A 20373-nucleotide genomic window follows, 5' to 3' on the forward strand; every position below is an offset into this window, starting at 1 on the left:
GTGTTAAAAAATTAATATATTATTTTTTTATTTTATGAAACTTAACTATTTTCGAATTTTATTTTCAAATATTTTTCTTGTTAAAATTATATTTTTATTTACTATCATGAGGTTACCTTTTAAGTTATCACTCTTGCTGCTTGTGCTATCACTTTTTATCAGTAAAAGTGAAGCGCAGGAATGGCTTGGCTTCCATAGCAGTAATTATGCTATACTAAATCGTGCCCAATTCCAGCCTGCAAGTATTGCAGATAGCAGATTTGGTTTTTACATGAACTGGATCGGTGCGGACGCAGGTGTTTCTAACAATTATTGGGGAGTAGACAAAAGCAATTTTAAGGACATCGATTATGAAGCATTACACCGCGAGTTGAAGGGTCAAAAGGGTTTTGTGTTTGCTAAAGCCAACATCCTAGGGCCCTCTTTCATGGTGACCATGAGCCCGAAACATGCCTTTGCGCTTACTTCACGGGTCCGTAGTGTGATCAATTTTTCCGGGCTTAGTAAGGAGGGTATTGAATTTCTAGACAGCCTTGCCGATGATAAAGTAATTGTTGATGCCAATAAAAGATTTGATTTTAGCGATTTTCAAGTAGCCGGCCAATTATGGACAGAGTGGGGGTTAACCTATGCACGGGTAATATTCAACGATCAGGACAGGTTTTTGAAAGCAGGCTTAACCGTAAAACTCTTAAATGGTGTCGGCTCAGGTTTTGCTTATATAAACAGACTCCGCTACTCCGGAATAGATGGAGAAAATGTAGATGTCGGTGAGATTAACGTTGATTATGGATACCCTGCCTATTTTGACGATGACGACTTTGAAGATGACATTGCAAAAGGTCTAATTAACAGGGCATGGGGCAATCCTTCTGTAGGCTTTGACCTGGGTGTTGTATACGAGCATCGACCTGATTACAACGATTTTCTTTACGACATGGACGGCAAAACAGATCTGGAACGCAGGGACCGGGCCAAATATAAGTACAGAATTGGCTTCTCCCTGCTCGATTTAGGGGCAGTTAAATACACCCAGAGCGAAAACACTGGGAATTTCCAGGGAAGCACTGAAGGGCTTAACCCGGATGATCTGGATGGTGACATTGATGAGATCGTGGACAGTCTATTTACCTTTACTCCTGGTAAAGCCTACAAGATGAGTTTACCCACTGCAGTCGCTGCAGAATTCGACTACCGCGTTACCAACAGATTTTATTTAAACTTTACTCCTTATATTGCTCTAAAACACGGTAAATCAGATAAGGATAAGGTTCACTATTTTTCTACCTTTTCCATTACACCACGCCTCGAAGGCAAGGGATTAGGGTTAGGTATGCCAATATCCTACAATAGAGTGTCAAAACTTAGTGCAGGTATAAATATTCGCCTCGGGCCATTGATGATCGGCTCCTCAGATGCGATAAGCTATTTGTTAACTAAAGATCCTTTATATCATGCTAATGTACAATTCGGACTGAGGTTTGGTATTCCTTTCAGAAAGAAGAAAGACAAAGATAATGACGGTGTATCTAATAAATATGATTTATGCCGCCAAGTACCTGGGGTCTGGGAGTTTAAAGGATGCCCTGACCGTGACGGTGATGGTGTACAGGACAGTGAAGACAGGTGTGCCGACATCCCCGGACTGAAGGCCTTTCAAGGCTGTCCTGATACTGATGGAGATGGCATCGAAGATAAAAATGACCAATGCCCTGAGGTTGCCGGCACGAGTGAATTTAATGGTTGTCCTGATACTGACAACGATGGTGTGATGGACAGTGAGGATTCTTGCCCTGAAGTAGCTGGGGTTGTTGAGTTGGCTGGCTGCCCTGACCTGGACAATGATGGCGTGGCTGATGAGCAAGATCATTGTCCTGATGTACCGGGGCTTCAGGAGTTTAACGGCTGCCCCTGATTCAGATGGTGATGGGGTTATTGACTCTGAAGATCAATGCCCCGAACTATATGGCCCAAAAGAAGAGGCAGGGTGCCCTGATAGTGATGGTGATCGCGTACATGATCACGAAGACAAATGCCCGTATGAAGCAGGTCTTATTGAAAATAGCGGATGCCCTTTTGCTGACACTGATGGAGATGGAATCCGTGATATCGATGATAAGTGCCCTAATGTAGCTGGCGTTGTAGAAAATGAGGGCTGTCCTGCAATAGAAAAAGAAGATCAGGAGGTTTTAAACACAGCATTTGAAAATCTTGAATTTGAAAGTGGCAAGTCCAAAATAGCCATGTCATCATACACTTCTCTGGTGGAGTTAGCGAATTTATTGAAAAAGAAACCCGACTGGAATTTACTTATTGAGGGCCATACTGACAATGTTGGCAGTAGAGCCACTAACATTAGACTTTCTAAAGAACGAGCCCAGGCTGTGGCTGATTTTCTAACCTCACAGGGCATAGAAACAGCCAGATTAACGGTAGTGGGGCACGGCCCGGACAAGCCTGTAGCACCGGAGAATACCAGGGAGGGTAGACGTAAAAACAGAAGGGTGGAAATGACAGTGTTATTTGAGGTTTTCAATGAAAACTGATTTTCTGAAATAAGCCTGTAAAATCCAAGAGCTTTGGAATGGCCGGGCGTGATAATAGTAATCCCCCGGCCTTCTTTCCAAAATGCTATTAAGCTGCTCTGCTAAAACTACGTGAAGGAGAAGGAGCCACAATAGAAGGTTGCAACACTTCGTCCGTAATAACAGAAAATGGGCGTTTTCTTAATAAACTATATAGCCAAATCACCTGGCAGCTTGATCTGATCAGAGTAGAATTTCATCCGGGTGTGATTCTTCTCCAGGGGCTGAACTTTTTCTATTATATCAAGTTTATGGTTGTAAAAAACCTCAACATAGTAATTGTTCAAAAGGTACAGATTTATCTTATATCCATAGTACCGGATAGACACCACAAAGCTACCTTGCAAAAACAATGTCTTGAGCTTATCCTTTAAGGCTAGAGAATTAAATTTCTGACTATGGATCATTCTGGCAACTTACGCAATATTGAGAAAAGATAAAAGAAGTGTCATAACGAACTTTTGAAAATCGTATTGTTGTAAAAGTCGGAAGACCGAAGTCGGAAATTAGGTGCCTCTTCTTTTTCTTGTTACTTTCTGACACATTCTCTTCTTTTTGTCATTCTCGACACAGCCTTTTCTCTTTCGTCATTCCTGACGTAGCACAGCCGAGATCAGGAATCCCCCTAATCCGTGACTTTGCATAAGGTCTGGCCTCTGCCGCTTTTCGGGGAGATCCTGAATATTTTCTCCGTTCCTCTCCGAAAATTTCAGGATGACGTGGTAGTTATTTGAAATGCCTGGGCTAAACGAGTTTTCCAATATCAATAAACTTCTCGTCCCCGCTTAATTTACTGCAACAAAAAAAGCCCCGCAGTACTCTGCAGGGCGCTTTTTATATCTCCGGGTGGATGATGGGACTTCCCGGTATCCGCTCTGCTGCACCGGGATAAACTTCTCGTCCCCGCTCAATTTACTGCAACAAAAAAAGCCCCGCAGTACTCTGCAGGGCGCTTTTTATATCTCCGGGTGGATGATGGGACTCGAACCCACGACCTCCTGAACCACAATCAGGCGTTCTAACCAACTGAACTACAACCACCATTTTCCCTATAGGGAGTGCAAAGGTAGATAGTAGTAATGAATTTACAAACAGTTATACTCAGAATTATTAGCGATTTTTTATCGGCTGAAAAGAAGTCGTTCACCTTTCTGTCCTTCATCAAATTTTCCATCGCTATACACCAAATGCCCTGATACTATGGTATGTAGAACTTTGCTACTAAACTGCTGCCCCTCGAAAGGAGACCAACCGCACTTGGCATAAATGTTTTCCCTGGTTACTGTCCAGGGATTGTCCGTGTCCACCACAACCAAGTCAGCAAAATATCCCTCTCTCAAATATCCTCTCTTTTCAATATCAAAAAGTATCGCAGGGTTGTGACACATCTTTTCAACGATCTTCTCTATTGATATTTTCCCCTGATGATGGAACTCCAGCATTGCTGGCAGACTGTGCTGAACTAATGGACCTCCTGAAGGAGCATTGAAATAGTTATTATTCTTCTCTTCCAAGGTATGCGGTGCATGATCTGTTGCTACAACATCAATAGTGCCATCCAGCACGGCCTGAAAAATAGCCTCCTGATCATGTTTGGTCTTCACAGCAGGGTTCCACTTGATCAATGTTCCCTTCTTATCATAGTCGGTATCGTTGAACCACATGTGGTGGATACAAGCCTCTGCTGTAATCTTCTTGTCCGCCAACGGAGTTTTGTTTTCAAAGAGAGATAGCTCCTTAGCCGTTGAAATGTGTAAAATATGCAGTTGAGCTCCATGCTTTTTGGCCAAAGCTACCGCCATAGAAGAAGACTTATAACATGCTTCTTCGCTTCTGATCAATGGATGGCATGAAATGGGCACGTCTTCTCCATACTTCCTTCTATATTCTTCTGTATTTTTTCGAACAGTTGCCTCATCTTCACAATGTGTTGCTATAAGCATCGGAACACGTGAAAATAAATTCTCTAAAGTCTGCTCGTTATCCACCAACATATTGCCGGTAGAAGAACCCATGAACACCTTCACACCACAGACTTTATCCTTAGGTGTTCGCAACACCTCCTCGATATTGTCGTTGCTCGCTCCCATAAAAAATGAGTAGTTGGCGAGCGATGTGTTTTTTGCAATTTCATACTTCTGTTCCAGCAGCTTCTGTGTGAGGGTATTGGGAACAGTGTTGGGCATCTCCATAAAAGAAGTAACACCCCCGGCAACCGCAGCGCGTGATTCCGTATATATATTCGCCTTGTGGGTTAATCCTGGTTCACGGAAATGCACCTGGTCATCAATCGCCCCAGGCAATACAAATTTGCCCTGCACATCTACTACGTGGTCAGCCTCTTCTGCATTTATTTTGCCGGCAATCTTTTCAATATATTGTCCTTTGACAAGTATATCAGAAGAAAAGCACTTACCTTCATTGACTAATTGGGCATTTGTAATTAATATCGATTTCATAAGTTGCAAATTTCAGGCTTTCGGAGCCAAGCAACAAATAAAAAACATGGTTTATGGGCAAGGATGTTGAAACTTTTGATGATTTTAAGCTGAACCGGCAACTATTAAATGCCATTGAAGAGTTAGGGTTTACAGAGCCCACACCAATTCAAAAGAAAGCCATCCCTCTGATACTTGCAGGTCATGATGTTATGGGGATAGCCCAAACAGGTACAGGGAAAACAGCAGCTTTCGTATTACCAATACTTATGAAAGTCAAATACGCTCAGGGAACCGAACCCAGGGCTTTAGTCCTCGCCCCTACCCGGGAGCTTATCCTGCAGATTGAAGATAACATTCAAAAACTCGCTAAGTACCTGGACATCCGTTATACATCACTTTATGGTGGCATAGGGCCCACAAAACAAATAGAGGCTGTACAACAGGGAGTCGACATCATTGTAGCCACACCGGGGCGCTTCATGGATATTTATTTGAAAGGTGAGCTGAATACAAAAAAAATACAGACGCTCGTACTCGATGAAGCAGATAAGATGATGGATATGGGATTTATGCCTCAGATCCGTAAAATTCTGGAAGTAATTCCCGTAAAACGGCAAAATTTACTTTTTTCAGCTACTATGCCTGACAAAGTAATCAGGTTGTCCGAAGAATTTCTTGAATTTCCTGAAATAGCTGAGGTTGCGCCACAGGCTACTACCGTTGACACCATTGAACAGCAGCTATACCAGGTGCCCAATTTAAAGACAAAGATCAACCTGATTGAGCATTTATTGCGTAAAGATGAGTTTTCCCGCGTATTAATTTTTACCAAGACAAAAGGCACCGCTGACAATGTATATAAATATCTTGACAGAAAGGACCTGGGGCCGGTTAGAGTAATCCATTCTAACAAAGGACAATCCAGCAGGATCAATGCCATGAATGAGTTTAAGGATGGAAAGCTTCGGATATTAGTATCTACTGATGTTTCCGCCAGGGGAATAGATGTAAGCATGGTTTCGCACGTTATCAACTTCGAAGTACCTATCATCTATGAAGATTATGTACACCGGGTTGGGCGGACAGGTCGTGCCAGGAATGAAGGGATTGCCATCACTTTCGCCAACAAGGCAGAGATGCTCCATTTGAAAAATATAGAAAAGCTCATCAGAATCAACATCCCCGAACTACCGTTGCCACAAGAAGTGGAGGTAACAGCCACTCCGAAAGAAGAACAGAGACAGATCGAAATGGAAATAGATATTTACAAAAGAAAAGAAGATCCTGATTTTAAGGGAGCATTTCATGAAAAGAAAAGAAATTATGAAAAGCAAACGAAGGACCGGGGAGGTAAAAGAAAAAAAACAAGGAGGAGGTAGGAATACACAGTTATGTTACGAACTATAAAATGAATAAACTCAATGAAAATTAAAACATTACTTTTTTTATACCTGGCAGCTACGCTACCTAATTATACTTTTAGCCAATCCGAAGATGAAGCGATGCTTAGAAAGACTTTCAATGAAGCATTAACAAACGGACAGTCTTACCAAATGCTGGATTATCTGAGTAATAACATAGGCGCCCGGCTTAGTGGATCACCTGAAGCAGCCGCAGCCGTAGAGTGGAGCAGGCAGCAAATGATGCGTTTAGGGTTTGACACCGTTTATCTGCAGGAAGTAATGGTACCGCATTGGGTTCGAGGCAAAAAAGAAGTTGCCAGAATCGTCAATGCAAAATCGGGGACAATAGATCTAAAAGTTTGCGCTCTTGGAAATTCGGTAGGTACTGGTCCTGACGGGTTAGCGGCTTCAGTAGTAGAGGTAAAGAATTTTGACGAGCTGAAGAACCTCGGAAGAAAGAATGTTGAGGGGAAAATAGTGTTTTATAACCGACCAATGGACCCAACGCTAATCAATACTTTTGGTGCATATGGCGGTGCTGTAGACCAACGGGTAAATGGCCCCTCGGAAGCAGCCAGGCTTGGCGCCAAAGGAGTGATAGTAAGATCTATGGCCTCTAATAATGACGACATACCTCATACCGGCACTTTGGTATATGATGAAAGTGCAGGTAGAATCCCTGCAATAGCGGTAAGTACCAATGATGCAAACCTCTTAAGCCGTTTACTAAAAGATGATGCAAACCTGAAAGTATACATGGAGACACATTGCGAAATGCTACCAGATGTACTATCCTACAATGTGATAGGTGAAATGAAAGGCAACAGGTATCCGAACGAATACATAGTGGTTGGCGGTCACCTCGACTCATGGGATGTTGGCGATGGCTCTCATGATGATGGTGCAGGCTGTGTCCAATCCATAGAAGCGATTAGAATTTTGATGACTTTAGGGTACAAGCCGCAGCGAACATTAAGAGCAGTAATGTTTATGAACGAGGAAAATGGTCTGCGTGGGGGGTTGAAATATGCGGCACAGGCAACAGCTAATAAAGAAACCCATATAGCCGCCATTGAATCGGACCGTGGTGGCTTTACGCCAAAAGGTTTTACAATATCTGGCAGCGAAAAGGCCAAGTCTGCATTGATGAGTTGGAAGCCGTTGTTTGCCCCTTATGATATTTATGATTTTGGCAAACCAGGAGGAGGCGCGGACATTGGCCCGCTTGGTGAAAGCGGAACTGCATTGATAGGCTTTTTACCTGATTCACAACGATATTTTACCCTACACCATACTGATGCTGATACCTTCGAAACCGTTGACAAAAGAGAATTGGAAATGGGAGCAGGAAGTATGGCAGCTTTAGTATATCTTATAGATAAATACGGGATGGATGGAAAAAATTAATACAGAACTCACACAGTTGCTCGATATTAAGTACCCGATCATCATGGCTCCAATGTTTTTGGTATCAAATACAGCCATGACGATCGAGGGCATAAAGGCAGGGATAACCGGAGCCATACCAGCCCTGAATTATCGTACAGATAAAGAATTCCGGGCTGCACTTAGCGAAATAAAGAACAGTGTCAAAGGGCCGTTCGGGATAAATCTTATTGTAAACAAATCCAACTACCGCTTAGATGAACAGCTAAAAACCTGTGTCGAGTACAAAGTAGATTTTATTATTACTTCATTGGGTAGCCCTAAAAAAGTGATCGAAGCGTGTCGAGAAAAGGGCATTAAGGTTTTCTGTGATGTCACAGAAGAAAAATATGCTCAGAAAGTAGAGGCGCTGGGTGCAGATGCACTAATAGCTGTAAACTCCAGTGCGGGTGGTCATGCTGGAAATATGCCTCCCGGGCAATTGATACCTTTGTTAAGATCCCACTGTCGTATACCAGTGATTTCGGCAGGGGGTGTGGGTACAGGAGGTGGTCTCAGAAAAATGCTCGAACTGGGAGCTTGTGGTATTTCCATGGGCAGTCCCTTTATTGCATCAGTTGAGGCTGGCGTTTCTCAGGAGTATAAACAGGCCATTGTAGACTATGGCGCTAATGATATAGTGATGACAGACAGGCTCTCGGGAACACCATGCACAGTTATCAATACTCCTTATGTGCAACAAATTGGAACCAAACAAAGCTGGCTGGAGTCTCTGCTCAACAAAAACCGAACCCTTAAAAAATATGCTAAAATGCTGACCTTCTATAAGGGCATGAAATCCCTGGAAAAAGCTGCATTCAGCGCTACTTATAAAACTTTGTGGTGTGCAGGTCCGTCCATTGAGCATGTTAAGGACATTCGTTCGGTAAAAGAAATTGTTGCTACGTTAGCAGATGAATATTATTCTCAAGCTGAGGAATTGGCGGAGTAAGAAGGACCCGTAATATTTACACCCCTCCCCAGAAATATTGCTTGATCTGGTAAGAACCTCAGGTTTTCAAAACGAAAAGGGAGCCGTTGCTCCCTTTTCTGGTTTACAGGTTTCATGATCTAGTGATCAGTCAATCCCTGGGTTTAGGTTGAAAATAAAAGGTTCAATATTAAAATTGAATTCCTTCAACTGCGAAATATCTGCAATAAAATTTTAATTTTAAAATAATTACCGCATCGAAATTCACACTGCTATTTAAAATGCAAAATAATATTTCAACCACACTATTTTGCAAATGTCACTCCCGACAGGCCGGGTTCAACAGCGGTCATCGCAGTTAAAAAAAGTAGTTGAAGAACAATTATTGTCTTAACAACTTATTGATCAATAAGTTTAGAGAAACGTGTGAAATTACGCAAGCATTTTTAGCCAAAAGAGTTACTTTTTAGGTAAATCACCATATCAATAGATAATTGATAGCTGAGGCAGACTGGCTGGTGAAAGGGGTTTCTGTTAATATAATCACCAGGTATTACATCCTGAAGGGGCAAGAATATAGACTTTGGAGTATTCATTAGTAAAGGGTAAATTATTATATTGCAAACTGTTATATATTCGATTTATCGCGAAAAACCTATCTGTGGGTCTGTAGTTAATAAAAATATTTAAAATCGACCGTTTCATTTCTTTTTGAAATGGTATCCTGCAAGAGTATTTTATTATGGCTAAATCTTACATTTTACATTGGCGTAGTATCCAGTGCCAGCTAATCTTGACTTTCTTCCTGGCTGCGGGTAGTGTTGCGGCACAGCAAAACTCGGTTTCAATAGGTACCCAAGCCATCAACGACAAAGCTGTGCTCATGCTGGTATCGCCCGGTGGCAATCAGGGGCTTATCGTTCCGTTAGTTACCAACAAATCAGTGATTGGGGCTACGGCTTCAGAAGCGGGGATGGTAGTATTCGACCGGAGTGATAACAAGATCTATTATTGGAATGGAACCACATGGATCGGTATCGGTGACGGGGCTGCGGGCGCTGATGACTGGGGCAGCCAGGTAGCCATTACGGAGGGGGTGATCTCGGGTACTGGCTTGACGGGTGATCCTATCAAGCTTTCAGATGGTACAGCAGTCAATCAAACATTGGTATGGGATGGATCACAATGGAATCTTCAGACTCTTTCCACCGGAGGTACTGTAACCTCTATAAGCACTGGCACAGGACTTACTGGCGGGCCTATTACCAACACCGGTACAATTAGTGTGGCCACAGGAGGAATTACCAGCAACGAAATACTGGATAACAGCATTACCGGAGCAGATATTTCTACGGCTACCAGCATCACTGCCAATTCTTTTACCGGCGATGGCTCAGCACTGACCAACGTGGATGCCGTTAGCATTCAGGGCCAGTTGGTCTCAGCAACTACACCGACATCCGGCCAGGTGTTGCAATACACCGGAGGCCAATGGCTACCCACAACGCTGGCAGCAGGCGACATCACCGCTGTAAACACTTCAAACGGCATAACAGGAGGGGCCACATCGGGTGATGTTAATCTTTCGCTAAGCAATACAGGCAACGGGCAAATATTAATAGGCAATGGCACCACCGTAAACAGTGTAACTATATCCGGAGATGCTACCTTAGGTAATACGGGCACACTGACACTTGCAAATACAGTTACCTCCGGCACCTATACCAAAGTTACTGTTGATTCAAAAGGCAGGGTCACTTCGGGCAGTACCCTAACTGCTTCTGACATACCAACACTGACGATGGCAAAGATCTCTGATGCAGGTTCACTTGCTATACAAAGTAGCATTAACCTCAATCAGATAGTCAGTGGTGGCGCAACCGGGGGGCAGATACTGCAATTCAATTCGGGCACGGGGTTTTGGGAACCTGTTACAATAACCACCACCGATGATCAGACCGCTTCTGAGGTAGCAGTTACCCCTTCCGGAAATTTGGCTTCCACGGATGTTCAATCCGCCCTAACCGAACTTCAGGGTGACATAGATGGGTTGGGATCTTTATCGCTATCTAATCTTTCCGATGCGCTCATCACTACCCCTTCAGATGGAAATATACTGGTTTATAATACCGCAAATACACAGTTTGAAAATACTACGCTTAGTGGCGATGCCATAATTAATAGCTCCGGTTTGCTGACAATAGCTGATGATGCTATTACACTAAACAAAATAGCAGATAATGGCGCCAACCGTGCGATCCTGGCTAATAATGCAAGTGGCAATGTGGTTTGGCTGCAACCATCAGGTGTAAACCAGTTGGTAGGTACCGATGGCTCCGGCAATTTAGCTTTTCGAACTATTACTACCAGTTTAATAGGTGGAGGAACGGGTATCAGAAACTTAGCCACGGCAGTGGATGCAAACCTGGTTTCCGAGTTGGCTGTTAGAGAGGCCCTTAACAGTGTGGCAAATTCTACAACATTAGCCGACAATGTTGTACCAAGAGCCAGCTCAGGAACTTTTGTAGCCTCGGCTATCAGAGATGACGGATTAAACGTGGGTATCCAAACAAATACACCCCAAACCAGCCTCCAAATAGGCAATACCATGCACCTCTTCCCCGCATCATCCGGGGGCAACCTTTTAACACATAATGTGTATGAGTCGAGCCCGGGATCGTTTAACTATACTACCACAGACGGTTCCAGTGTGCTTTCCATGCAGCCGGAGCGAATTGGCTTCTTTACCTTTCAATCAGGCACGGCTGATGCTACCTTGGGGACCTTTTCAATGCGCATGAATTTTACCGGAGATGGTCTTGTGATCAACGGTGATAACCTGAATAATACTGCGATACTTGATATCAATTCTACGAGTAAAGGAATTCTGATCCCAAGGATGACGACAGCACAAAGAAATATCATCGGGACTCCTGCAAATGGGCTTTTAATTTATAATACCAGCACCAGTAAGTTCAACTTTTATGACGGTTCTGCTACCAGTTGGGCTACTATGGGTGATGATCTTGGAAATCATACTGCCACCACAAACCTGGATATGGCAAGCAATGCTATCCGATTCACCGGAGCAGGTGCCAACACCGGAATTACTATCACGGGTTCTAATCTTATGCACTATTCTGACGCAAACATCAGACTTCATCCAAACACCGGGTATGATGTAATCATCTATAACAATGCCACTGAATATGCACGTTTTGAGGGATCAACACAGAGTCTGGGAATTGGGACAACTGCACCTCAAAACAAACTGGATGTAGAAGGCAGCGCTGTTATAGGCGCAACTTATTCAGGCACTAACACTGCTCCCACGAATGGCCTTCTCGTAGAAGGTTCGGTCGGGATTGGGACGACCAGCTTGCTCTCAAAATTTCAGGTAGAAGACAATGGCACCAATTATGTTGCCCGTTTCTATAACCGGTCCACTAATACCGCAGCTGATGGAGTTGTGATAGGACTTGGAGCAACTACTCCCGGAACAGGCTCCTATTACCTTCTTCTTCAGAATGGAGGTGGCATTGATCAAGGTTCAATTAGAGCTACCGGAAGTGGTGGGGTAAGCTTCAATACCACGTCAGACCGAAGGTTAAAGCAAAATATTTGTGACTTTAATGGCGCACTTGACATGGTAAATAATATCCGGCCACGAGCCTATCAATTTAAGGCCGCTCCTGAGAAAAATGAAGTAGGATTTATTGCTCAGGAATTGCTAGAAGTATTCCCACAAGCTGTTTCCGGTGATCCTATGGGAAATGTTGAGGAGGAGCCTATGATGGTGGATTACTCTAAGATCACCCCGGTACTTACCGGTGCCATAAAGGAACTGAACCAGCTTGTTAAAGATCAGAAGCAGATGATAGAAAAACAGCAAACAGAAATTGCTGCCCTAAAGGAACTATTCAGTCAGCAACAGAAAGCCGAAGCAAAACAGGACATCAAACTAAAAGCGCTTGAAGCTAAGCTGGATGCCATTTATCAGACACTCCAAATGAAAGCTGAAAAATGAAGCTGCTATTTTCAAGCATATTAATTGCGATTTTCAGCTTCCAGGCAGTCGCCCAGCTTAAGATTGCCCCGGGAACAACCATGGCATCGGCTCCGGGAACGGAAATAACCACTAATGCCTCTTTTTTTAACGAAGGAGAGCTCGTTCTTGGCAATAATACAACCTTGAGTATCGTGGGCCAGGGAGTAATAGAATCCATCAATAGTATTGAGATCCCTCAATTGATCATGTCGGGCAGCAGCTACAGCCTCTCAGGCCAATGGATTATCTCTAAAGCCCTATCGTTACAATCCGGCACCATCACTCCTGATGCATCTGCCCAATTAACTGTTGGACCTGGAGGAACAGTAATTGCAGAAAATGGTGCGTATGTCAACGGCACATTATTTCACACGGGAACAGGAGAAAAATTTTACCCCATAGGGGTTGCCGGCACATATGCTCCTGTAACACTACACAGCGTCCAGGGCGCAGGTGATCTCTTACTCGGCATCCAGGCACACACCGGTAGCCTGGGTGAAACAACTCTTCCGAATAATGTTCAGTCCGCCTCATCGAACTGGCATTGGGAGATGCACATCCTAGGGACTTTTAGCGGCTCTACAGTAACACTACCTGTATTAGCGGGAGATGAAGCTCTTTTAGAAGGAGGTAATACACAGCCAGTAGTACTTGAATCTAATTCAGACCTGACACTAATAACAGACCTTGGCAATGGACTGGCCTCAGATAAGACACTTGTACGCAGTAACAAACCTGCTGTAGGGCCATTTTTATTGCTCGGCTCCAAGCTAATCCTCGTGCCGATAATTCACAACATTATCACTCCAAATGGCGATGAGAAAAATGATTACCTCATTATTGATGCTGTGGAAGCTTACGCTGATAGTAACGAAGTAATAATACTTGACCGGTGGGGCAACGAGGTTTACAGGCAGGAAAACTTCCGAAATTTTAATGCCTTTGATAATCCATATGATAACAGTTTTGATTTTCTGGCCTCCGGAAACTACATCTGTATTTTGAAATATGGTAACGGACAAACTTTGAAACAGACAATAACAGTATTAAAATAACTGCCTATTGAAAAAACTTTTACGATATAGCTGGCTTTTTCTGTTCTTCATTTCATTCCAACTCCACGCGCAGGACATTCCGCTGTTCAGCCAAAAGCTGACTAACTCATTTATTTACAACCCTGCTATGGCAGGTAATACCTTTGGGTCGTTAACGCTTGCCCACAGAAAGAACTTCAGTAATGTAGAGGGCGCTGCGGAAAACAACTTTATTAGTTTCCATGCCCCATTGATGAATCACCGCTTTGGTGTCGGAGCCAACTTATTTACCGAGAAGGTCAATTTTGTCAGCAATACCTATGCTTCAGGGGCCTTTGCTTATCATATTAACTTTGGCAGCTATAATGTGCTTTCCATGGGGGTATCAGCAGAGTATAACAGTGTTGGCTTCAATATGGATAATGTTATTGGCGATGTTACTGACCCCCTTCTTGGACAACGGGAATCCAACTTTGATTTCTCTTTTGGGATCAATTATCAGCACCGGTATTTCAAAATAGGCGCGGCTGCCAACCGGTTAGCTACAAACCTGCTGGTTAATGATAATGCCAGCATTCTGTCAGAATATTACTCGGGGTATGCGGCAGGGTTAATCCCAATTAGAGGCGGTGATGACATACTTGAACCAACCTTCACTTTTAGAAAATTCTCCGATGTCAATGAAACGTGGGACGCAGGGATTTACTACACCTATAACAACCTGTTTCTCTTAGGAGGATCCATGCGACAAGGTGATATCATCAACCTGACCGCAGGCATAAAGATTGCCAAAAAAGTATTGTTGGGGTATAGCCACGAAATGATGAATGGCAATCTGGGAAGTGATGTGGGGAGCTCCAGTGAAATAACCCTGCGATTGGATTTCAACGATCGGAATTATCAAGAGCGCTTCAGGCAGGATTATAAAAATTCATTAGCCTTCAGAAGAAAAACCCTTAGCTCTGCAGCAAAAAAGAATCAGATTGGAGCCAAAGGACCAAAAGCCTTCAAAAAAAGTCAGAAAAAGCGACTGAATAACGTCAAATCCCCAAGTAGCCGCTATAACAGTACCAAAAAACTATCCAGGGTTAAGCATAAGAAGTTTGATAATAAGAAAAAGAGAAAGAAAAACTACAAGCGGAATCATCGGAAGCGCAGGTATAGATGATGGTTCTCAGTTCTCAGTTCTCAGTTCTCAGTTCACTGTTCTTAGTTTACCGTTCTCAGTTCTCGGCTTTTGCTGAATTTTGGTTTATCAGTCTTCGCTATTCTGCTCACTATAGATCAGGCTGATAGGAAAATCATTACCGTGTACGAACCCTGTCGGATATTGCGCCTGCCCTCCGTATTGATTACTCAATTCAGGCACTCGCTCGTCCATGTAGATTTTCAGTTCATTGACAGTTACTTTATTATCTCCATTATCTGCGGCACCGTCCAGCGCCTCCAATAAAGCATATGTAAATACACCATGTTTTAATACTTCAAATTCGGCAGCAAATTGCTGTGTCTCACTGGATGCCAGCATCACAACACCTGAGGCACGGGCTAACTGCACAATGGCCTTTTCTTCGGAAGCCGCAGCTCGCACTTTCATCGACTTCATAGCTCCTCCCGAGTGACACGCGTCCATTAATATCAACTGCTTTTGTGAGCGTATTTGTGAAAGGTAGCGCTTCAAGTTGGTGGCAGAAACTCCCCTTGCCTGAAGTTGAGCCGGGTCACCATATAGCTTGGTGATATCTGTTGGCACCAGGTAATATTCATTATCGTTTTCTTCATCCAAAGTACCATGGCCCGCATAGTAAAATACAAAAACATCCTCAGGCTGCGCTTGTGCAATTATAGATTCAAAACCTTTAATAATGTTCTCCTTGGTAGCCTCAGTATCATATATCTCTGTTTTTCTAACAGTTTTAAACATCTTACTGCCATTTTCAATTACCTTTTTTGTAAATGACTTAGCATCAGGCTGCGCATAATTCAGGTTGTAAGCAGCATTTTTGTATTTATTAATACCAACGGATAAAATATACAAACTGGAAGTGGCTATGATCTCTCCATTGTATTCGACCTTCAGGTGGTCAGGCCGGGATTCAATTTTCTGATAATTCTTTACTACTACCCGGAAGTCATTTGCTCCATTTACAAGATCGACATGATAGCTTTTCTCCACTTTTTGCCCTTCTCCCAAACTTTCAAATTCATCATCGATGATGATCAGCTTCTCATTCTGATAAACGTTCACCTCTTTTACTCCTCCTCCTCCATCATAAATGTCAACTGTCAGGTCCAGCGATTGGCTTTGTGTAAAGAATTTGCCCTGCGTGTAGTCTAACTTTTTATCTTTACCAAAAGTGAGCGCATTGGTATTAAAAAATGCTGCAGATGGCCGGCTTAATTTGGTAAGATCAAAAATCCTTTCCCCTTCTTCAGTCAGTATCTCCACTACCCTTCGCCCCTGGCCGATACTTTTTACTAGTGTTTCCGGGCGGTATAAAATGTCAAAGTATTGTTCGGCCGTATAAAAATCGGCCAGTTCATGAATTCCTTTGTTAACATGCCAACCAAAATATTCTCCACCGGAGGAGCTACAGCTAAAATAGCCCTCGGGAGCCCAACATATCCATTCTGAATCATCGGCAATAAATAAATTGGCAAATGGAGCAACGGTTTCACCAAGGGTAGAAAATACCTCTTCGATATCCTTCCATGTTTTATCTCCATGGCCCTTCAGATAACTGATCACCTCTCTCCATGCCTTTGTTGAAGAGGTATACGTTAAACTATCCACCTCCAAAGAGGCAAAGTATTCCCCCCATACCGGGTCCTGGAATACATCACGCATGCTTGGCGCTTCACCTTTCTCTGCCAATTTCCACAACCTGATCGTCTGATCCTCACTACCCGAAGCCATATATCGCCCATCTCGACTTACTGTTACTGACCTGACACCCCCTGTATGCCCCATAAATTCCTTAACAATTTGGCCCTGGCGATTATACATTTTTAAAGAAAAGTCACTACCAACTATTACATTACCATCAGGGGTAACCTGAAAATCTAATATCCGGCCATCCTCGAATTCACTGTTTTTGATAATACCACCCCGCGATACTTCCAGACTGTACGCACTGGTTTGTTTCACGTCCTTATTGGCATCTTTTAGAAAGGTGGTAACCGGTTTTCCCGGATCCCTTTTTATAGTAAAGGAATTAAGATCAAAAAGGAAGTTGTATGTAGCATTAGCATTATTCCTGGGCTGTTGTCTGGCCACGTACAGTTCCATACCCGCACCAAAAGCCAAATCCCAGATGGTCGCTCCCTTTCCCTTTATGGTTTGTTGGGTTCTTCCATTAATAGGATTCCATATCTGTATTACATTATCATTACCACCCGCAGAAGCAACAACATAATTTCCGCTTATAGAGGCAGGAGAAAAATCAGCGCTAAATACAGTGTTGTCGTGTCCGATAAAATCGGTCCATTTATTGCCTTCCGGAACAGAATAACTCACCCCACCGCCTGCAGCATCCATCGCCACCAATATTTTGGAATCGTGAGAAAAGGTAAGCGCATTAATCACACTTCCTACCCTGTCAAACTCCTTTACGAAAGATCCATCAGCCTTCCATAGAATTAATTCATTGTCCATACTGCTGGAAGCAATATAGTTACCATCAGGTGCAACAGCCACCTTGTTCACTATACCTTTATGCTTTTTAAGTTGCGTATGTGGAAATTTTTTAATGCCACTGTCCAGGCCTGTGAGATTATAAAGAAGTACATTTTTATTGTCCGAGGCCACAGCCAGTGCCTGGGTTCTGTTATTAAACGATACCCCTGTCACCCTGCTGCCGATCTCAATTGTGGTCACAGTTCGTAGTATCTTAGTATTGTCGACTTTCCAGATCCTGATCGTTCCATCATCACTACCACTGGCGAGATAATTACCTCTGCCGTTGAAATCCAGGCTATTGATCACATTAGAGTGTCCAACAGCCGTTGCCACTTGTTGTCCTTTTTCAAGATCAATAAGCACAATATAATTTTCCTTCTCGCTACTCACAGGGTAGCCACTTACGGCCAGCAACTTACCATCCGGAGAAATAGCTGAAGCATAAAGCATGCCCTCGGGGCCATTGCCGATCTGCGATTCGAATTTGGTCACCAACTCGGCCGTGCGAGCATCCCACACGCGAATTGTTTTGTCTTCAGAAACAGATATGATGCGCTCACCATCCGGTGAGAATAGTATATTATAGATCTTTCCCGAATGCCCCAATGTATTGATCACTATCCTGGGTATTCCTGTCTGCCCTACTGTTTCTGCAATACTCATCAATAGAAAAACAGCCAGAATTAATGATTGTCTGAATACTTTCATAAAGGTCATGTTAAAGTAAGCGTAAGGACCGTATAATAAGTAAAAGTAATTATTTTTTAGTACTTTGAAAAGGCAAATTGTAACCGACTTAAACCTCATACTATCAACCAGATGTCGTTGAAATCACGTTTCCTGAATATTCTTTTCTGGTCTGTAATATCGGCTGCTTTCATAGGTCCAGGCACGTTAACTACTGCCTCAACTGCCGGAGCAATGTTCAAGTTTGAGTTAATATGGGCGCTGGCTTTCGCCACAGTGGCTTGTATAGCGCTACAGGAAATGGCTGCTCGAATTACCATCGCTTCAGGCATGGAGATCGGCAACACCATCAAAATGACCACGGGGTTTTCATGGCTGGCATATTTTATTGGTTTCGGTGTCATATTTGGTTGCGCTGCCTACGAAGCAGGTAATATACTTGGTGCTTTGGCCGGTGTACAACTTTTACTGGAGGCTGATAGAATAATACTTACCATCATCATCGGAATTGCCTGTGCTCTCCTGCTTTGGTTGGGTACGGTTAAAACCATAGTCAATCTTCTGGGCGTAATGGTGGCGGTCATGGGCATCGCCTTTTGCTATGTGGCCTGGCAGGCGGAGCTATCATTGTCAGAAATAGGCCAGGGGATGAGTTTTAGCATACCTGAAGGGTCTGAATGGCTGATACTTGGCCTGGTAGGCACTACAATAGTCCCCTACAATCTCTTTCTGGGATCGGGGATCAGTCATGGGCAAAGCATAAAAAATATGCGCTTTGGACTAGTAGTTTCTGTTGTTCTCGGTGGCATTGTCTCCATCGCTATACTTATTACCGGCACAAAAATAGATGGCACCATTTCATTTCAAAACCTGGCAATCGCAATGGGCGACAGCCTGGGCAATTCAGCAAAGGTAATGCTGGCCCTGGGGTTATTTGCTGCTGGCTTCACCTCATCTATCACAGCTCCCTTAGCGGCCGGTGTTTTGGCGAAAAGCATTGCCGGGACAAAAAAAGAACACATCTACAAACGCATATGGCAAGCCGTGCTTATGGCGGGATTAATATTTGGAATTTCTGAGGTCAAGCCGATTCCTGTGATTATAGCAGCTCAGGCATTAAATGGTATGATACTACCAATGGTGGCTATCCTTCTTATTATTCAGGCAAACAATGCCCGGCTAATTGGCAGCCAGTATATGAACAGCAAATGGTTTAACGTACTATCACTGATCATACTCAATATAGTGCTGCTCATCGGTCTCAATAATATTTTTAAAGCTGCTACCAACGCACTGGGATTAGCGGCCACCGATGAAACCGTTCGCCTTATTTATTTACAAATACTGGCATTACCTCTGATGGTCTTTACTATCTATAAAATATGGCAGTTGCGAAAAAACTAAAGCTCATTTACCCGTACGCCCTTCAATTCTATCCTGGATAACTCCTCCAGGTCACTATTGACAAATGCTTCTCCAATGGCTTCAAGAGTAATCTCCGCTTTTGGTTTGTAATTGATATAGTCAACAAAACGAATACCTCCAACAAATCTTTCATTGTATGCTTCTCTGAATCGCATGCCTCCACCTTCAGTTAGGTACTTGTAGGCGAGATAGTCTACTCTCTTATCTTCGGTACCAATCCAATATATAAATTCGTCTTCATAGTCCGTACCTCCTCCCTGCTGCTCAAATGTCACTTTGATTTTGTGATACTCCTTGCCCTTAATGGTGGCTTTTCCGAGATATGCTTTGTTTACAGCGGGATCGTTCAGCCCCTTTGGCAGCATGGCAAAATAAATAACAGAATTTACTGAATTGGCATATTTGGAGGCCATTGAATCCGGAATATCTGCCTTCGCACCATTGATCTCACGGTAAAACCCATCGTTATTTAACACATCTCTTATTAAACCGGTCGAATCTTTAAAAAGCCTCACGTATTCAAACCGCCCCGAAGCATACTTCGCGCCATATTCCTTATCACGGAAGGTAAATTCTACTTCTATACTGTCATAATTCGGTCCTCCTGCTGCTTCAATAGCTTCAAATGCTATTACTTCCGGATCTTTTTCTTTGTTATCGCAACCAATAGCACCAAGTACCATCAGCGCCATCAATATCTTCTTCATATTCTTAA

At 43.3% G+C, this 20373-nt stretch carries 13 protein-coding genes and 1 tRNA gene; 9 read left to right on the plus strand and 5 right to left on the minus strand.

The annotated features are described in order from the left end of the window. Nucleotides 1-106 precede the first annotated feature (106 nt). Together C900_RS30345 and C900_RS07970 are read left to right on the plus strand one after the other, a co-directional pair. A complete protein-coding gene (locus C900_RS30345) occupies nt 107-1915 on the plus strand; it encodes a DUF5723 family protein (RefSeq protein WP_221408112.1) in 1809 nt (602 codons plus the stop codon). Further along, nucleotides 1857-2546 carry an OmpA family protein gene (locus tag C900_RS07970; protein ID WP_185113960.1) on the plus strand — a complete coding sequence of 230 codons (690 nt, stop codon included), beginning with the start codon at nt 1857-1859 and terminating at the stop codon, nt 2544-2546. The genes C900_RS30345 and C900_RS07970 overlap by 59 nt, the downstream gene beginning before the upstream one ends. A 188-nt stretch (nt 2547-2734) precedes the next feature. Here C900_RS07970 and C900_RS07975 read toward each other — a convergent pair whose 3' ends face one another. From C900_RS07975 to C900_RS07985, 3 genes are all read right to left on the minus strand, one after another. Further along, a complete protein-coding gene (locus tag C900_RS07975; RefSeq protein WP_009579226.1) occupies nt 2735-2992 on the minus strand; it encodes a hypothetical protein in 258 nt (85 codons plus the stop codon). Between the two features lie 560 nt (nt 2993-3552). Continuing rightward, nucleotides 3553-3626, minus strand: a tRNA-His gene (locus C900_RS07980). 80 nt (nt 3627-3706) lie between these two features. After that, nucleotides 3707-5044 (minus strand): dihydroorotase, encoded by a 1338-nt coding sequence (locus tag C900_RS07985; RefSeq protein ID WP_009579227.1) that lies wholly within the window; start codon nt 5042-5044, stop codon nt 3707-3709. A gap of 53 nt (nt 5045-5097) precedes the next feature. Between C900_RS07985 and C900_RS07990 the strand changes: the two genes are divergently transcribed. The 6 genes from C900_RS07990 to C900_RS08015 all read left to right on the plus strand — a co-directional run bounded on the left by C900_RS07990 (nt 5098) and on the right by C900_RS08015 (nt 15035). After that, on the plus strand, nt 5098-6405 hold the full coding sequence (locus C900_RS07990; RefSeq protein WP_009579228.1) for a DEAD/DEAH box helicase: 1308 nt from the start codon (nt 5098-5100) through the stop codon (nt 6403-6405). A 42-nt stretch (nt 6406-6447) separates the two neighbouring features. Beyond that, nucleotides 6448-7836: a M28 family peptidase gene (locus C900_RS07995; protein WP_009579229.1), complete on the plus strand. Its 1389-nt coding sequence runs from the start codon at nt 6448-6450 to the stop codon at nt 7834-7836. Further along, nucleotides 7823-8806: an NAD(P)H-dependent flavin oxidoreductase gene (locus tag C900_RS08000; RefSeq protein WP_009579230.1), complete on the plus strand. Its 984-nt coding sequence runs from the start codon at nt 7823-7825 to the stop codon at nt 8804-8806. Before C900_RS07995 ends, C900_RS08000 begins: the two co-directional genes overlap by 14 nt. Before the next feature lie 721 nt (nt 8807-9527). Then, on the plus strand, nt 9528-12812 hold the full coding sequence (locus C900_RS08005; RefSeq protein WP_040496125.1) for a tail fiber domain-containing protein: 3285 nt from the start codon (nt 9528-9530) through the stop codon (nt 12810-12812). After that, the gene (locus C900_RS08010; RefSeq protein WP_009579233.1) at nt 12809-13888 is read left to right on the plus strand and encodes a T9SS type B sorting domain-containing protein; all 1080 of its coding nucleotides are present in this window, start codon (nt 12809-12811) and stop codon (nt 13886-13888) included. Before C900_RS08005 ends, C900_RS08010 begins: the two co-directional genes overlap by 4 nt. A 7-nt stretch (nt 13889-13895) precedes the next feature. Continuing rightward, complete coding sequence (locus C900_RS08015) at nt 13896-15035, plus strand: PorP/SprF family type IX secretion system membrane protein (protein ID WP_040496126.1); 1140 nt, start codon at nt 13896-13898, stop codon at nt 15033-15035. 87 nt (nt 15036-15122) lie between these two features. On the opposite strand, the gene C900_RS08020 is transcribed toward C900_RS08015, so the two are convergent. After that, on the minus strand, nt 15123-18254 hold the full coding sequence (locus tag C900_RS08020) for a caspase family protein (RefSeq protein WP_009579235.1): 3132 nt from the start codon (nt 18252-18254) through the stop codon (nt 15123-15125). A 111-nt stretch (nt 18255-18365) separates the two neighbouring features. Here C900_RS08020 and C900_RS08025 point away from each other — a divergent pair, with 111 nt between their 5' ends. Beyond that, on the plus strand, nt 18366-19637 hold the full coding sequence (locus C900_RS08025) for an NRAMP family divalent metal transporter (RefSeq protein WP_040496128.1): 1272 nt from the start codon (nt 18366-18368) through the stop codon (nt 19635-19637). Here C900_RS08025 and C900_RS08030 read toward each other — a convergent pair. Beyond that, on the minus strand, nt 19634-20365 hold the full coding sequence (locus C900_RS08030; protein WP_009579237.1) for a DUF6503 family protein: 732 nt from the start codon (nt 20363-20365) through the stop codon (nt 19634-19636). The two genes, C900_RS08025 and C900_RS08030, sit on opposite strands and share 4 nt — an antisense overlap. Between the last annotated feature and the right edge of the window lie 8 nt (nt 20366-20373).

The sequence above is a fragment of the Fulvivirga imtechensis AK7 genome (assembly GCF_000331535.1).
Lineage (GTDB): Bacteria > Bacteroidota > Bacteroidia > Cytophagales > Cyclobacteriaceae > Fulvivirga > Fulvivirga imtechensis.